The following is a 16,159-nucleotide window of genomic DNA, read 5'->3' as shown; positions in this document are numbered from 1 at the left end:
GCGAATTCCTTCCGGGGAGAAAGGCCGGTAATCAGCATAGATGTCCGTAAGGCCCCCCCAAGGGCTTTTTCGCTTATCAGATTCGGCGGCTTTTCACAAGACTCTTCGTTTTTAAGCGTCCGGTTGCCGCGCAGAAAAACATGAAGGCACGTTGGCATCGCCTGCATGAAAACTGCGGCGATTTTGCGCAGCAAAAGCGCCGTCAGATAAAAGGGGGCCTGGGGGAACTTGAGTTCCCCCAGCCGCCGGAAAAGCTTTTCATCTTTTGCTTTTCGTATGCGCCCTCCCTGCCCCAAGACGGGATTTTCTTGTATTGTAAGGTAAAAAAGGCGATAATATTATGTTATGGGCCGGAACCGGCCTGCGGGCTCCAACACCTTCTTCAACGGGAAAACCATGTCGCCCATTCCCCGCGACAAATCGGGCCTCACCGTCATCACCACCCACGCAGGGATGGACTTCGACGGCTTCGCCTCCTGCCTCGCGGCCCGGAAGCTCTACCCGGACGCGATGGTGGTTCTGCCCTCAATCCACAAGGGCGGGGTGCGCGACCTGATCCCGCCCGGAATGCTGGATGAATTCACCATAGTCAGCCCGGAGGACGTGGACCTGGACCTCGTCACCACCCTTGTTCTGGTTGACACCAGAAAGGCCGGGCGCATAGGCCCCCTGGCGAGGCTTCTTCCCCGCACGGATGTTGCGGTGCACATTTTCGACCACCACCCGGACGCCGAAAACGACATCGCGGGAAACGTCTGCCACTGCCTGCCCTACGGGGCCACCGTCACCATACTGGTGGAGCTTTTGCGGGCGAACAGCATCCACGTCACGGCGGAAGAGGCCACGGTGATGTGCCTTGGCATTTACGAGGACACTGCAAGTTTCACCCAGAGCTCCACAACGCCCAACGATCTTGCAGCCGCCGCCTGGCTCCTTAAAAAAGGGGCCAACCTGAACATGGTTTCAAGCCTCATCATCAAGGAGTTCAGCCCGCTCCAGATAAAGCTTTTGAACGAGCTTCTTGAGTCCATGACCAAGAAGACCGTGCACGGGGTGGAAATCGCACTCGCCGTAATCTCGACAGAGGAATACATCGCCGACTTCTCCTTTCTGGTGCACAAGCTCGCCCGCATGGAGAACCTGGACGCGCTCTTCGTGATCGCCCGCATGGGGCAGACCATTTACATAATAGGGCGAAGCAGGCTGAACGAGGTGGACGCAGGCAGGATTCTCGCGGCCTTCGGCGGCAGCGGGCACAGGCAGGCCGCAAGCGCGGTTGTGAAGGACAGCGACCTCCACAAGGTGTCCCAGAGGGTGGAGCGCCAGCTTTTGCGCAACGTGAAGCCCAGGCAGAAGGCCATCGACATCATGAGCACCCCGGTGATTCACACGGGCCTTGAAACCACCATAGCCGAGGCCGGGCGGATGCTCACCCATTACAACATAAACGCCCTGGTGGTGGCCGAGCCGGGCGTGGGCAAAAAACTCAGGCTTTTGGGCTACATAAGCCGCCAGGTGGTGGAAAAGGCCCTTCAGCACGACCTTTCGGATGCCCCGGTCTCCGAGTACATGACCACGGACCCGGCCACCGTGGGGCCGGACGCCGAGCTCGCCGAAATCCAGCGCACGGTGCTGGATCACAAGCAGCGCATACTCCCCGTGGCGGAGCATGGAATGCTCATAGGGGTGGTCACCCGCACCGACCTTTTGAACATCATGGCGGGGGAATCCCTGCGCGCGGCCAGGGACGACAAGGCCGACCACGAATACCGCTCCCGCAGCCGCACCCGCAGCGTTGCCTCCATCATGAAGGAGCGCCTGCCAGCGCACATCATGGACATAATCGAAAACCTGGGCAGGGCGGCGGATGAGGCCGGGGTTTCGGCCTATCTTGTGGGCGGCTTCGTGCGGGACCTGGTCATCGGCTCCAAAAACGAGGACGTGGACGTGGTGGTGGAGGGTGACGGCCCGGCCTTCGCAAAACGCGCCGCAGGCCGGCTTGGAGGACGGGTCCACGTTCACGAAATCTTCGGAACGGCGGTTCTGACGCTTCCCGACGGCTTCAAGGTGGACGTGGCCTCGGCCCGGTTCGAGTATTACCAGTCGCCCGCAAGCCTTCCCGAAGTGGAGAAAAGCTCGCTGAAACTCGATCTCTACCGCCGGGATTTCACCATCAACACTCTGGTGATCCAGATCAACCCCGACCGCTTCGGCGCGCTCCTGGATTTTTTTGGGGCCCAGGAGGACCTGAAAAAAAAGACCATCCAGGTTCTGCACAACTTAAGTTTCGTGGAAGACCCCACCCGGATTTTCCGGGCCATACGGTTCGAGCAGCGCTTCGGCTTCACCCTGGGAAAGCTCACCGCAAGCCTTATATCCAACGCGGTGAAGCGCGGTTTCGTGGAGCGCCTTTCCGGGCGGAGGATAATGACCGAGCTTCGGCTCATCCTCTCCGAGGAGACCCCCCAGAACCCCCTTCGCCGGATGCACCAGCTGGGGCTCCTGCGCCTGGTCCATCCGTCCCTGGTATACGACGACGCCCTGGACGCGCGGCTTTCGCGGGCCAAGAACGCCCTGGCCTGGTACGAGCTCTTGTACCTCAACCGGCCCTTCACCAAGTGGAACGTGGTCTTTTGCGTGCTTCTCCACGGACTTGGGGCCAGGGAGGCCGCAAGCGCCTGTCGCCGGATGGAGATTCCGCCCAGGCTCAACGCCATTTTTACGGAAGACCGCCTGGATGCGAAAAAAAGGCTGGGCCTTCTTGAGCGGAAAAAAGACCCTCTGCCCAGCGAGCTTTACAAGGCTCTTTCCGGCCTTTCCCACGAGATGCTGGTTTACATGATGGCGGTTACCGAAAAGGAGCCCGTGCGCCAGGGCGTAAGCCTATACATTACAAGGCTTTCCCGCACGAGTACCCTTCTTCGCGGAAACGACCTTAAAAAAATGGGTTTTCCCGCAGGCCCGCTTTACGGAAAAATTCTGGATGCCCTTATCTGCGCCCGCCTGGACGGCCACGTGGAAACGCTGGATGACGAGATCGCCCTGGCCGGAAAAATAGCCGGGGACTTTCCGTAGGCCGCCCGTAAGTAAGTCCCGTATCACGAAAGCCGATATGGACAGAATAATCGACATCGTCATGGCCGTTTCGGCCCTTGTAATAAGCGTATCGTTTCACGAGGCCGCCCACGCCTACGCAGCCTGGCGTATGGGCGACCCCACGGCCAAGCTCATGGGGCGCATCACCTTGAATCCCATAAAACACCTGGACCCCGTGGGGAGCGTGGCCCTGCCCGTCATTCTCTCCCTCATGGGCCTTCCCGCCTTCGGCTGGGCAAAGCCGGTCCGGGTGAACCCGGCCAATTTCCGGGAACTCCGCAAGGGCGACATAATCGTGTCTCTGGCCGGGGTCATGGCCAACCTTGGGCTTGCAATCGTCACGGGCCTTTTCCTGCGGCTCCTCTTTTTGTCCGTGGACGGACGCCAGACCTTCTCCGCCCTTCAACTGATATGGCGGATGCTGCCCTTTTTCATCACCTTCATATATCTCAATCTCATCCTTTTCGTGTTCAACCTGATTCCCGTGCCGCCCCTGGACGGCGGGCGCGTGGTGTCCGCGCTTTTCCCGCATTCCTATCAGGCGGTGGCCCGCCACTTCCAGGCGGCAAGCCTCGCCCTTCTGATCATTTTAATGGTGACGGGAAGTCTGGACAGCTTCATATCAGCCGTGGTAAGGCCCCTTTTCATCGTCATAACCGGGCCGGACGTCTTGAACGCCTTTATCCAGATGCGTTACGGCATGGGCTGAGGGCGGGGAAGGAAGGAAAGCCGGAAACTTGAGATCACAGATTGTGATCTCAAGTTGGGGCGGGACGCGCTGCTGCGGGAATCAGGTTTTGCAATTACCTCTAAATTCAGTTTGTTATATTTAATGATAATCTCCTGAAAAGAAACCAGCCCCATGAACCCGATCTTAGAGATCCCCATATCCCTCGCTGTCTTGATGATGAGTGCAAGCGTTCATGAAGCCTCTCATGCCCTGGCCGCGTACAGAATGGGTGACCCGACGGCCAAACTCAAGGGCCGGCTCACCATTAACCCCTTGAAGCACATTGATCTTTTGGGAAGCCTGGCCCTTCCCCTTTTACTCATCTTGATTCACGGGCCGATCTTTGGCTGGGCCAAGCCGGTACCCGCAGTTCCCGCCTATTTTTATGACCGCCGCAAGGGGGAGATCATGGTGTCCTTGGCCGGGGTCGCGGCCAATCTGGGGCTTGCGGTGGCAGCAGGAATTTTTCTGCGGATACTTGAGCTGGCGGCCATTTTGGGAGGAGCTTTTGGAGCGGTAGTTTATGACCATGTCCTGCCATTTTTCATACTCGTAATACGCATCAACTTCATCCTTTTAATAATCAACCTAATTCCTATTCCGCCCTTGGACGGCCACAAGGCGCTTGCCGCCATCCTTCCCCGCTCGTTCAAGCAGGCCGGAATATACGTCCAGGCCGCAGGCCTGGCCCTTTTTGTTTTCCTTTTCGCAATATTTAAGCTGGACGGCGTTCTCTCCGACATTCTAAAGCCGCTGGCCACCCTGATATTCGGAAGCCGTGTATTGGATGCACTTACAGGAATGAGATAGAAAATTGCCGCGAAACCGGGAAAATGCTTTTCAAGTTCGAAAAAAGCTGCCAGAAGAACTCCCACGCATTTGCGGAACGTGAATAAAAATCGAGGAACAAACGATGGCGAAAAAACGAATCCTAAGCGGCATGAGGCCCACCGGGGCGCTTCATCTTGGCAACCTCCACGGGGCGCTCGCCAACTGGAAATCCATGCAGGACGAGTATGACTGCTTCTTTTTCGTGGCCGACTGGCACGCCCTCACCACGGGCTGGGAGGACACCGGCAACGTGGCGGCAAGCATAGGCGAGATGGTCACCGACTGGCTGGCCGTGGGGCTGTCGCCCGAAAAATGCACCCTTTTCGTGCAGAGCCACATAAAGGAGCACGCCGAGCTCTTCCTGCTTCTCAGTATGCTGACCCCAGTACCCTGGCTGGAGCGCAACCCAACCTACAAGGACCAGATGATCCAGCTCGAAGACAAGGACCTGTCCACCTTCGGATTTCTGGGCTACCCGGTTCTCCAGGCCGCCGACATAATCATGTACAAGGCCCACGGAGTGCCGGTGGGCGTGGACCAGGTGCCCCACGTGGAGCTTACCCGCGAAATAGTGCGCCGCTTCAACAACTTCTACGGCCAGGTCTTCGTGGAGCCCCAGGCGGTTCTCACGGAAACCCCCAAGATTCTGGGCCTCGACCGCCGCAAGATGAGCAAGAGCTACCAGAACGCAATCTTCCTTTCGGACCCGGCGGACGTCATCGTCAAAAGGGTGGGGGAGATGATCACGGACCCGGCGAGGATGCGCAAATCCGACCCCGGCGACCCGGACATCTGCAACGTCTTCTCCTTCCACAAGATGTACTCGGACGCGGCCACGGTGGAGGAGGTCAACCGGGAATGCCGGGTGGCGGGAATAGGCTGCGTGGCCTGCAAGAAGAGGATGGCCGCCAACCTTGCCGCATGGCTCGCTCCCATCACCGAGGAGCGCATGAAGATAGCGTCAAAGCCGGGATTCGTGGAGGAAGTGATTGCCGACGGCGACGCCCGCGCGCGCAAGACCGCCCAGGAGACGATGGAGCAGGTTCGATCAGCCATGAAAATCTAACCACAAGGGCGCGCACAAGCGCGAACTGCGGTGTCAGACTGCGCGGCGAGGTCGGGTTATAATGTAGTTTGGTTCCCCCCTCCGGCTCGCGCTTCCCCGTTCATCGCTTTCAGAACGCCTGGACGCAGTGCCGTCGATAGCGCCAACCGCTGTGTCAGACTGCGCTTGTGCGCGCCCTGGACGCGGTGCTATCGGGATTTTAAGGTTACTGCCGGTTGTGCATTCGAGTGGATGACTGGCTCGCCTACTGGGGGTCCATGTTTTCCAGCCTGCAATGGATCTCCAGGATTCCTTTTTTGCCGGACCAGACAAAGGTGGGGCCTTCGCCGTAGGGGTAGGGGACAAGGACCGCGCTGCCGTTGAAGCGCGCGCCGTTTTGGGCGGAAAAAAGCCGCTTGGCAAGGGCCGGGGGCGAAAGGTCGGGGTTGGCTATGCCCACCCAGCGCCTGCCCCTTATGTGAAAACGGAAGGATACCCAGGAGGGAAGCTGCCCGAAAACCAGCCGCTTTCCGGCTTCGTCCTCCTTTACAAGAAATTCGCCGGAAAAGCGTTTTCCCGGAACAAGTTCCCTGGAAAGCTCGGCAAAGGCCTCCTTTTCCATCTCCGCCCGGCAGGTGGCGCAGGTTTCTGCGCGGCTTTTGGACAGAAGGTAGAGCGCGCCCTGGGGAACCGGCCCGTCTTCTGCGGGCGCAGTCGAAGGCGGGGCGGTGGCGCAGCCCAAAGCCGCAAGCCCGATAATCGCCGCCATCCCGATAATATATATGATGCGCTTGGTTCCCACCGGTCTTCCCCTTTTCCTCAAAAATAAATTTTGACACAAGCGCCCGCCGTTGTCTCAGAAAAAATGTAATCCCGCGAAAAATTGATATCTGCCGCCACCGCCGCGTTGGCGGAAACCGCCCATGACGCATCTATGGAAAGGCTCTCCCTGTGATGGTCCGGGTCCGGGAAAAACCGGGCCGCCCCGCCTTTAACGTGAATGGTGAGAAAGGGCAGGGGCCGGGCCAGGATTCCCGCCTCCAGGGTGGGCCCCAGGGCCCAGCCCCCGTCCAGGCCCTTTCCGGCGTCCGCGCGGGCTCCCAGAAAGACGTAGGCAAGGCCGGAGCCGGGAAAGCGCCGACACAGGCCCTTTCCTATTTCGATTTCAGCCATTCCAAGGCGCTTTCCGTCCCCTGACACGGCCTTCTTGTAACCGGCGCGGGTTTTCCATGAAACCGGCGAAAAAAGGTCGTCACGGGGCGACAGGGAAACCAGGTCCAAAAGGTCCAGCCGCTCAAGAGATAAACCGCTGCCGTCCTCTGGAGCCTCTATTGCGAGCCTGCCCGCCAGGACCTGGCTGCCTAAGGGGTAGCCGGGGGCCGGGTCGGTGAGGCCGTGGCCCGCAACGGTGATGTCCAGTCGGAAAAGGCCCTTGCCGTCCCGTTCGCCCCAGCCGAAAGCCAGCATGGATGCCCGGTGGCCCTGCTCCGGCGAGCCCCGTCCTTCGTCGTCTCTTACCCCCTCCGCCGGAGGGCCGGGATCATCCGCGTTGAGGAGGCTTCTTGCGGAAAGCGCGCCCCTGAAGCGCGAAACATAGTCGTCCTTTCCGATTTTCTCCGCAGTGTAGAGATAGCCCAGGGCGTCCGCAGCAAGGTCCAGCACGCGGGCCTTGACCGGGCCGGAAAGGGCCGGGTCGGCAAGCACTGCTTCCGGCGAAACCCTGCCACGGGCGGCGTCCATGGCGAGCTTCCTTTCGGCGGGCGCAAGGCCCTGCGCCCTTTGCCTCATTTTTTCCGCAGCCGAGGGCCTCAGGACACCATCTCCGATCATTCCGGCCTCTTTTGCGATCCTCACCGTGTCGGACGGAAACACGATGGCCCCGGTCTTCCCGACAAGATCGAGCCCCGGCCTGGCCGCATCCAGAAGAAACAGGAGGCCAAGCGAGCAGTTCTCGCCCACAAAAAAATAATCGGAGTAAATCCCGTTCAGTTCATACAGATGGGCCATCATGCGCCGGATTTCAGGGGGGGTGAGATTGGCCGGGTATTCCCACAAGTCCCGATGGGCTATGTCGGCGTATTCCTTGATTTTTTCGTGGTAGGGGCTCATGGAGTAATAGCCCTTGTAATAGCCCAGAAGCCCTTTTGCGGCGTATCCGAACCCAAAGGTTTCCCCGGTGAGGGCGGCGTAATTTATCGCGCCAGCCGTGAGGCGGCTTCCGGAGGCCGTGTCCGCCACCAAAAAGGTGTGGCCGAACATGGAGGCCGGGCTGTTCATGGAGGAAGATGCGAAAACCAGGCTCACCGATTGCGGGGAAAGGGCGGCGAAAATCTCCTCGAAGGCCTGGGAGCGGATTCCGGGCGCGGCTTCGGGCGCAAGCCCCAGGCGCCCGGCCAGAAAGTCGGCCCTGGCCGGGAACCTGGAGGCCGGGCTTCCCGGCTTGTCCGCTTCCGGGTCAAAAATGGCCGAAAGTGTGGCGAAAAGCTCCTCTTTGGGACTTTCCTTCCCGTTTTGGGACAGGAAAAACCCTGGGTCGTCAACCAGGCTCTTTCCGTGTCGAAAATGACCCAATGTGAGCCATAGGGGGTCTTCCCACAATTTCATGGCGCGGGCGCGGGCCTTGGCGTCATCGAGGGATATGTGCAGTGGGGATTTTTCCGCATCCGGCCCGGCAAGGATGTTCGGGTCAGACCGGGCGGACGCAAGAAACAGGAACAAGAGGGCTGGAATCAATACCGCGACGGCGATGTTTTTTTTCATCCGTTTTCGCCGGACCTGCAGGAAGTGGAAAGGCCCCGGCGGGGAATTGGTCCCCCGCCGGGGCCGGAATCGTCCGGGCCTCTCAAAAACAGGCCCGACAAGCCCGTCAGGCGGCTTCTTTGAGGGAAAGCTCGATGCGGCTTAACACCTCGTCGCGCGTAATGGAGTCCTTGGAATAAATCCCCGCGAAATCGGCCTTGAGCCTTGCGTAAAAGCCGGCGCGGGAGGCTTCGGGCACTTCCAGAAGGACTGCCAGGGTATCCAGGTATTCGCCTTCGCCGCGCGCCATGTCGCAGGCCAAAGCGTCCATGTTGGAGGCCACGAAATCCTTCACCCTTGGGTTTCTTACAAGGGCTTCGGGCCGCTCGCACTCGCTGGTCCCGGCTGAAATGCCCAAGGGCTGGCTGCAGAAGACCCAGTTCAGGCCCGCCGCCGCGACCTGGCTCACCAGGCTTTCGTTATGCCCGAAGATCATGGCTCCAAGGCCGCAGCCGGTGTTTTTCTGCTCGGCGCATACGGTCCCCGCCGCCGAAACCAGCACCAACGCGCACAACAGCACAGTCGCCGTCCTTTTCATTCCCGCCTCCTGGTTTGATTGTTGAAAGACACCGCCGGATTTTCTTTCGTTTTTACACCACGCGACCCTTCTATGCAAGTCCAAAGGCGCATGTGGCAGGGCTGGCGGAAAAAGGCCGGAACAGGGGCGAATGCGACCAAAATCTTCTTGACAAGAAAGTCCTGTTGCCGCTATCTTTCGGGGTCGTTGAGGGATCGTCTAGCGGCAGGACGGCGGGTTCTGGCCCCGTTAACCTAGGTTCGAATCCTAGTCCCTCAGCCACCGACTTCAAGCGCCCGATTGACCATCGGGCGCTTTTTTTGTATCCTGCGTCCATAAGGCCGCGCCCCCCTCCACATGTTGTGCGCGGTTTTCAGAGCTACCACCCAAAAGGCGCGCACACCACCCCATGAACATCCAGTCAAGGCTTCGGGCCGTGGTGGCCGCCATCCTCTCCGTGGTGCTCTACGGCTCCATCGGTTACTACCTCATTTTCTGGGGCGAGCAATCTTTCCTAAGCTGCGTCTACATGACGGTTATCTCCATAACCTCGGTGGGTTACGGCGAGGTCATACCTGTATCGGGGCATCCGGGCGCACAGATTTACACAATGCTGGTCATCACCTTCGGCCTGGGGGTGATCACCTACGGCATATCCACATTGACGGCCCTCATCGTGGAGGGCGAAGTCTCCGGCATACTACGGAAACGCGGCATGGAAAAGAAAATCGCAAAGATGCACGGCCACATCATCGTCTGCGGCGGCGGCCAGACCGGACGCCACGTTGTCACCGAACTCGTCAAAAACAGGGAACCGGCGGTTCTGATCGAAAAGGACCAGGACCAGATCGACCACATCCTGACCCTGGTGGACGTGCCATATATCCAGGACGACGCCACGGAGGACGAAAATCTCATCAAGGCGGGCATCGAGCGGGCCGCCGGGATCGTGATCTCGCTTCCCTCGGACAAGGACAACCTCTACATCACCATGACAGCCCGGATGCTGGCCCCCACCATACGCATCATAAGCCGCATGACCAACTCGAGGCTGGAAGCCAAGCTCAGGAAGGCGGGCGCAAACGGCGTGGTTTCCCCCAACGCCATAGGCGCGCTGCGCATGGCGAGCGAAATGGTGCGGCCCACAGCCGTCACCTTTTTGGACAAAATGCTCCGAAGCACCACCCAGACCCTTCGCATCCACGAAATCCACATCTCAGCCGAATCCCCCCTGGCCGGAAAACCCCTGCACCAGTCGAAACTCCGGGAGCGCTTCGGAGTGATGGTCCTTGGCCTGGAGCCCAGGGGCACGGAAACCATGGTGTTCAACCCGCCCGCGGATTACATCCTGGAGCCGGGAACCATTCTGGTGGTCATGGGCGAGATGGATCGTATCGCCGAGGCCCGCAAACACTCATAGGCGGCGCAGGGGCGCGAACTGCGGCGTCAGGCGGGGGCTGGCGGCGCGTCATGTACTTTTTGTACTATTCCTTCCCGCCCTTCCCCGCCTTCCTGGCATTTCATCGCCCCTGCGCCGCCTATGCCGAGCTGATATCGGAGCGGGAGAAAGACTGAGTTATACCATAATGTCTGCGCCTTGCCTGACGACCCCCACACACCCCTCAGCCGGGGTTTCGATGGGACGGGCATTTCATCGCCTATGCGCGTCTATAGTTGAAGGTAGATAAAAAGAATTGCCCTGCCTTGTATCTTGCAGTAAAATGAAAGTATAAAAGATCGAACAAGAAAAGGCCAGCCAAGCGGCTTGATTTTGGGTGGCCCCGGCAACTCGTTGCCGGGGTGCGAAGCACAAGAGGGCTTTTGTTGGGTAAAGTAAAATCCTATGATTTCAGATACAAAAGGAACATCCTGTATGACACTGTCAAAAAGCCGGAACAGGAATTTTTATATTGAAATGTTGCCTGTATCGGCTTGTGTTATAATATTTATTCTCTTCTTTTCAATGGCGCTTGCAAAAGAAGTCAAAGCCTCGGATCAGGACACCAGATATGACGATGTAGAATTTAAAGGTCGGTATTCAAACGCAAACTATTTATTTTCTTTTTCAATCCCTGAAGGATTCATTTGCTTGGGCAATCCTGCACCGAATCCGAATCATGGTTGCGGCATCAGATTATCGGAAAATCCCAAAAGATATATTTGGACTGACGGCAGCTACAATGCAGTTGATGAACCATCAATATCCAGTTGGCTTGACTGGTTGATTGAACATCGCCAGGAAAAAGGATCTGAATTGTCAATCTTGGAGCGTAAACCTTGCCTGTTGGGCGGCATTGACGCTGAACGGGCGGTCTTCACCTACAAATCTAAAGATCAAAAAGAAGCCGTTATCGAAGATGTTGTCGTTTCATTCAGAACGGTGGAGGGATACGGCGAAATAGTGTATACTGTCGGCCTGATTTCTTCGGCATCACATTATAAAAATGACAAGACTCTGATTGAACAAATTATATCATCATGGACCAATGACCCGACGCAGGAAGAAAAATAGTTCCTGGCCCATCCCTTCCATCATTTCACCAAGCCCGCCTTGCAATCCGTTTCCGGGAAGCGGCGCAAATCCGAATAGGTGAAGGTCCATTCAGGGGTTTCCAGGGTTCCGCCCGAAAGGGCCGGGTACCAGGGGCTTTTGGAATCCGAGGGGTTTTTCAGCAGGTGGATGTCCTGGGCGGGCATGTAGCTCTGGAGCAGGAGAAAGGCCCTCCGGCCCTGCTTGTTTTGGGCCACGTCCGCCACTATGACCGCGTGGCCCGGAAAACCGCCCTCTATGAAAACGTCGCCCGGAAGAATCTGCGCGGGGTCTTTCACCTTATCCAGCTCAAGGGACAGGGACTTGGAGCCCGCGTAGGTGAAAACCGTGTCCAGGTAGCCGCGAAAAGTGCCGTAGGAGCTGTCGGGACGGCTTTTTACGGCCCACGAAACCCGGTTTCCGTTGATCTGCGGGCGTTTGCCCTTCGCCCAGTCCGCCCAGCGGGCCGGGTGGCCGCTGGTGAAATTGAAGCTTATGCGGTCGGCGCATCCCGAAGCCCTCAGATACTCGGCCCTAAGCCTCATCACCGCGTCCGCGCACTGCTGCAGGTCCTTCGATCCCACGTCGATGTCTATCACTGCAAAGGCGACGCCCCCGCGCCACTTTCTGCCGCCGTCGTAAAGCCTTACCGGCGTCCCTTCCGGGCGGAGCGGAAGGCCCCGGAGCCAGGCGGCGAAAGAGCCCTCCTTTGCGGCAAGGCGCGTAAATCCGGGCGGTGGCGGAATCCGGGCGGAAAGGGTTTCCGCCCTGGTTTCCTTTTTGGGCCAGGGATAGGGATCGGCGGCGGAAAGTGCAACAGGGGCGGCAAGCAGGAGAATTGCAACAGCCAGGAATATGAGGGAATTTACGCGGATAATTTTCGGGATCATTCGACTCCCCCGGCCTTCATGGTCCGTCAGGAATCCTTGGTTTTTTCAAGCTCAAGCATTCTGGCTTTTAACTCCACGCCGCCGCCGAACTTGCCGATGTCTCCGCCTGCGCGGACCACCCGGTGGCAGGGGATGATGACCGGAAAGGGGTTATTGGCCATGACGTTTCCAACGAAACGCGCGGCCTTGGGGCGGCCCACGGCCTTGGCGAGTTCGCCGTAGGAGCGGGTTTCACCCCTGGGAATGGCCGCCGTGGCCTTCAAGACCTCGATCTGGGCCAAAGTGAGACCCGAAAGGTCCAGATTGGGTAAAAATTGGGACAGATCGGGCGATTGTCCCGCAAAGTACCCAACAAGGGACAAAACCGCCCGTTTTGCGTCATCGCACGGGGCCTTTTCGATCCCGATTCCGGCAAGCGCCTTTTCATCCGCGCCGCCCGGAAGGAAGACCCCGGTGATGGCGAAGGGCGAAACCCTGTAAGTCAGCCCCGCCGTCCCGCAGGCCGTTTCCGCCCTTAAAAAGTAATCCTGCCGACTTTTAGCTTTGTCCATCTTCTTGTCTTTTTATCAAGCCGGAGGTAACCCGTTTTGGAGACTCGGACAGGCCGAAAAAAATTGCCACAACCGTAACGAGGGCGATCACAAGCGATGAGCCGCAAGGAAGACGAGTCGGGCGCGGGCGTAAGCGTATCGAGATACGTGCGCACCGCGCCCGGCGAAGTCTGACACAGCGGATCGCGCTTGTGGACGCCCTCTCATCGGATGGAAGCGCGGCGCACATGCGCCGCCGCCTGGGCCGAGAACCGCGCCATGGCCGCCGGGTCGGGAACCGGGGGCAGGTTTTTGAAAAATTCCGGGCGGAGCATTTTCGTGGTGGCCATTTTCTGGAAAATCCACAGCTTGGCTCCGTCCAGTGCCCTGGCCATTTCCTCCACCAGGGCGGGGTCCACGAAACCCGGAGCGCAGGTGGTGCGGAACTCGTAGTCCACGCCGGATTCCATGATCACCCTTATGCTGTCCTCTATCACTTCCTGGGTCACGGACTCGCACACAAGCTCAGGGTAGAGCCTTGGCGCGGTTTTTATGTCCATCGCCACGTAATCCACCAGCTTGGCCCGCAAAACCTGGACCAGGGCCTGGGGGTGGCCTCCGTTGGTGTCGAGCTTCACCTTGTAGCCCATCTTGCGGATTTTTCGCAGAAAATCCAAAAGTCCGGGCTGAAGGGTGGGCTCCCCGCCCGTGACCACCACCCCGTCCAGCATGACCTTGCGCTTTTCGAGAAAGGCCAGGACCTCGTCCTCGTCCAGTGTTTGCGCGGATTTGACCGTCACCAGTTCCGGGTTGTGGCAGTAGGGGCAGGAAAAATCGCACCCCGCAGCAAACACCACGGCGCTCACCTTGCCTGGAAAATCAATGAGGCTGAGTTTCTGGATACCACCGAAAATCATTAGGAAAAATTATCCTGTAGGCTTATTGGGGAGGGGAAATTATTTGGTTAAAGGGCGGGAACCGGTTTCCCGCCCTCTGATACCTTCAATTACGCCACTTTGTAGGTCCGGCGCAAGGCAAATTCCGCCTGCTTCCCGTCGTTCCACTGGCCCACGGGCCGCAAGTACCCCACAACACGGGAATAAACCTCTGTTGTGCTCTCGCAGGTGGGGCATTTGAACTGCTCGCCTTTTATGTAGCCGTGGGACGGGCACACCGAAAAGGTGGGCGAAAGGGTCATGTAGGGAAGCCTGTAGCCCGACGTGATCTTTTTTACCAGGCTTTTCACCGCGTTTGAATCCGTGACCTGCTCGCCCAGAAAGACGTGCAGCACCGTTCCGCCGGTGTAGCGCACCTGGAGGTCGTCCTGCAAGTCCAAAGTCTCGACCAGGTCATCGGTGTAATTGACCGGAAGCATGGTGGAGTTGGTGTAAAAGGGCGAGGCCCCGTCCGCCACTTCCCTTTCGTTGGCGCACATGATTTCAGGGTAGCGCTTTTTGTCCAGGATGGCCAGGCGAAACGAGGTGCCCTCGCCGGGGGTGGCTTCCAGGTTGAACATCTCGCCGGTTTCCTCCTGGAAGGCGGTTAGCCGCTCCCTGATGTGGTCCATGACCCTTCCGGCGAAGGCCCGGCCCGGCCCAGAGCCGATGTCCTCTCCTATGAGGTTTAAACAGGCCTCGTTCATGCCGATGACGCCTATAGTGGAAAAATGGTTGGTCCAGAACTGGCCGGAGCTTTCCTTGACCGAACGGAGATAGAACCTGGAATAGGGGTAAAGGTCGTTTTCGGTGAATTTTTCCAGAATCTTCCTTTTGATGGCCAGGCTCTTGCGGGCAAGGTTCAAAAGCGAGTCGGTGCGGGCCAGAAAGTCCTTTTCAGACACCGCAAGATAGCCGATGCGCGGCATGTTCAAGGTGACCACGCCAATGGAGCCTGTTAAGGGATTGGCCCCGAAAAGGCCGCCTCCGCGCTTGTAAAGCTCGCGCTTGTCCAGGCGAAGGCGGCAGCACATGCTGCGCGCGTCGTCCGGGGACATGTCGGAGTTCACGAAGTTGGAGAAATAGGGGATTCCGTATTTTCCGGTCATCTGCCACACGGATTCGAGATTGGGGTTGTCCCAGTCGAAGTCCTTGGTGATGTTGTAGGTGGGGATGGGAAAGGTGAAGACCCTGCCCCTTGCGTCGCCCTCCATCATCACCTCTGCAAAGGCGCGGTTTATGACGTCCATCTCGGCCTGGAAATCGCCGTAGGTGTCCGTGGGATGGGGCTTGCCGCCTATGATCACGGCCTCGTCCTTTAGTGTGGAGGGCGCGACGAGATCGAGGGTGATGTTGGTGAAAGGCGTCTGGAAACCCACCCGGGTGGGGATGTTGATGTTGAACACGAACTCCTGCAGGGCCTGCTTCACCTCGCTGTAATCGAGCCTGTCGTGGCGGATGAAGGGGGCCAGGAGGGTGTCGAAGCTGGAAATGGCCTGGGCCCCCGCCGCCTCGCCCTGCAGGGTGTAGAAAAAGTTCACTATCTGCCCCAGGGCGCTCCGCAGATGCCTGGGGGGCGCGCTTTCCACTTTTCCGGCCACGCCCTTGAAGCCTTCCATGAGAAGGTCCTTCAAGTCCCATCCCACGCAGTACACGGAAAGAAGCGACAGGTCGTGGACGTGCATGTCGCCGCTCTTGTGGGCGTCCCTTATTTCGGGAGGATAAATCTTGTTCTGCCAGTATTCGGCGGTGATGTCCGAGGAGATATAGTTGTTCAAGCCCTGCAGGGAATAGCACATGTTGCTGTTTTCCCGCACCTTCCAGTCTCTTTTATCGATGTACTGGTCAACGAGGTCGATTCGGGCGTCCGCCGCGAACTTGCGCAACTGGGCGTGCTGCTCCCGGTAGATGATGTAGGCCTTGGCGCTCTTGTAGTAGGGAGAGTCCAGAAGAACCCGCTCCACAATATCCTGTATCTCCTCCACTTCGGGCACCGGCCCCAGGCGAAGCTCGTGGGCGAGGTTCAGAACCTTCAAGGTCAGCTTCTTGGCGTCCCTTACCGTGAATTCCCCGGTGGCCTTCCCGGCGTTGGCTATGGCCTCGGTTATTTTGGGAGAGTCGAAGGGAACGATGCGTCCGTCGCGCTTCTTGATTTCATCAAACATGTCGGCCTCACGGGAAAAAAGGTTTCAGGGGTCATTTTGATCGGGTTTTGGAAACAGAAGTCCTGGCCGCCCAAGGTGCGTCTTCGGGCGA

The 16,159-nt window shown here is 58.5% G+C and carries 13 protein-coding genes and 1 tRNA gene; 7 read left to right on the top strand and 7 right to left on the bottom strand.

Features of this window, described 5'->3' with window-relative positions; translation table 11 throughout:
* Positions 1 to 345 precede the first annotated feature (345 nt).
* The 4 genes from HZB23_05940 to trpS all read left to right on the top strand — a co-directional run bounded on the left by HZB23_05940 (position 346) and on the right by trpS (position 5,723).
* Positions 346 to 3,075, top strand: coding sequence for a CBS domain-containing protein (locus HZB23_05940; protein MBI5844191.1), 2,730 nt, complete (start codon positions 346 to 348; stop codon positions 3,073 to 3,075).
* Between the two features lie 37 nt (positions 3,076 to 3,112).
* Complete coding sequence (locus HZB23_05935) at positions 3,113 to 3,805, top strand: site-2 protease family protein (protein MBI5844190.1); 693 nt, start codon at positions 3,113 to 3,115, stop codon at positions 3,803 to 3,805.
* Positions 3,806 to 3,958: 153 nt separating this feature from the next.
* Positions 3,959 to 4,636, top strand: coding sequence for a site-2 protease family protein (locus HZB23_05930; GenBank protein MBI5844189.1), 678 nt, complete (start codon positions 3,959 to 3,961; stop codon positions 4,634 to 4,636).
* Positions 4,637 to 4,739: 103 nt separating this feature from the next.
* Positions 4,740 to 5,723 (top strand): tryptophan--tRNA ligase, encoded by a 984-nt coding sequence (trpS, locus tag HZB23_05925; GenBank protein ID MBI5844188.1) that lies wholly within the window; start codon positions 4,740 to 4,742, stop codon positions 5,721 to 5,723.
* A 244-nt stretch (positions 5,724 to 5,967) separates the two neighbouring features.
* On the opposite strand, the gene HZB23_05920 is transcribed toward trpS, so the two are convergent.
* The 3 genes from HZB23_05920 to HZB23_05910 all read right to left on the bottom strand — a co-directional run bounded on the left by HZB23_05920 (position 5,968) and on the right by HZB23_05910 (position 9,039).
* Positions 5,968 to 6,504, bottom strand: coding sequence for a hypothetical protein (locus HZB23_05920; protein ID MBI5844187.1), 537 nt, complete (start codon positions 6,502 to 6,504; stop codon positions 5,968 to 5,970).
* 17 nt (positions 6,505 to 6,521) lie between these two features.
* Positions 6,522 to 8,462 carry a DUF4105 domain-containing protein gene (locus HZB23_05915; protein MBI5844186.1) on the bottom strand — a complete coding sequence of 647 codons (1,941 nt, stop codon included), beginning with the start codon at positions 8,460 to 8,462 and terminating at the stop codon, positions 6,522 to 6,524.
* Positions 8,463 to 8,568: 106 nt separating this feature from the next.
* Positions 8,569 to 9,039, bottom strand: coding sequence for a DUF3015 family protein (locus HZB23_05910; GenBank protein ID MBI5844185.1), 471 nt, complete (start codon positions 9,037 to 9,039; stop codon positions 8,569 to 8,571).
* 187 nt (positions 9,040 to 9,226) lie between these two features.
* Here HZB23_05910 and HZB23_05905 point away from each other — a divergent pair.
* The 3 genes from HZB23_05905 (at position 9,227) to HZB23_05895 (ending at position 11,530) form a co-directional block, all read left to right on the top strand.
* A tRNA-Gln gene (locus HZB23_05905) sits at positions 9,227 to 9,300 on the top strand.
* Positions 9,301 to 9,427: 127 nt separating this feature from the next.
* Complete coding sequence (locus HZB23_05900) at positions 9,428 to 10,438, top strand: potassium channel protein (GenBank protein MBI5844184.1); 1,011 nt, start codon at positions 9,428 to 9,430, stop codon at positions 10,436 to 10,438.
* A 453-nt stretch (positions 10,439 to 10,891) separates the two neighbouring features.
* Positions 10,892 to 11,530 (top strand): hypothetical protein, encoded by a 639-nt coding sequence (locus HZB23_05895; protein MBI5844183.1) that lies wholly within the window; start codon positions 10,892 to 10,894, stop codon positions 11,528 to 11,530.
* 20 nt (positions 11,531 to 11,550) lie between these two features.
* Here the strand turns inward: HZB23_05895 and HZB23_05890 are convergent, their stop codons facing one another.
* From HZB23_05890 to HZB23_05875, 4 genes are all read right to left on the bottom strand, one after another.
* Positions 11,551 to 12,438 (bottom strand): DUF4846 domain-containing protein, encoded by an 888-nt coding sequence (locus HZB23_05890; protein ID MBI5844182.1) that lies wholly within the window; start codon positions 12,436 to 12,438, stop codon positions 11,551 to 11,553.
* A 26-nt stretch (positions 12,439 to 12,464) separates the two neighbouring features.
* Entirely contained in the window at positions 12,465 to 12,989 is a 525-nt protein-coding gene (locus HZB23_05885; GenBank protein MBI5844181.1) for a methylated-DNA--[protein]-cysteine S-methyltransferase, read from the bottom strand.
* 203 nt (positions 12,990 to 13,192) lie between these two features.
* Complete coding sequence (locus HZB23_05880) at positions 13,193 to 13,885, bottom strand: anaerobic ribonucleoside-triphosphate reductase activating protein (protein MBI5844180.1); 693 nt, start codon at positions 13,883 to 13,885, stop codon at positions 13,193 to 13,195.
* 89 nt (positions 13,886 to 13,974) lie between these two features.
* Positions 13,975 to 16,068: a ribonucleoside triphosphate reductase gene (locus tag HZB23_05875; protein MBI5844179.1), complete on the bottom strand. Its 2,094-nt coding sequence runs from the start codon at positions 16,066 to 16,068 to the stop codon at positions 13,975 to 13,977.
* Positions 16,069 to 16,159 lie beyond the last annotated feature (91 nt).

It is taken from the genome of Deltaproteobacteria bacterium (genome assembly GCA_016235345.1).
Classification (GTDB): Bacteria; Desulfobacterota; Desulfobacteria; order Desulfobacterales; family Desulfatibacillaceae; genus JACRLG01.
The sequence above is the reverse complement of the archived record's forward strand: the minus strand, read 5'-3'. Positions and strand labels throughout refer to the sequence as shown.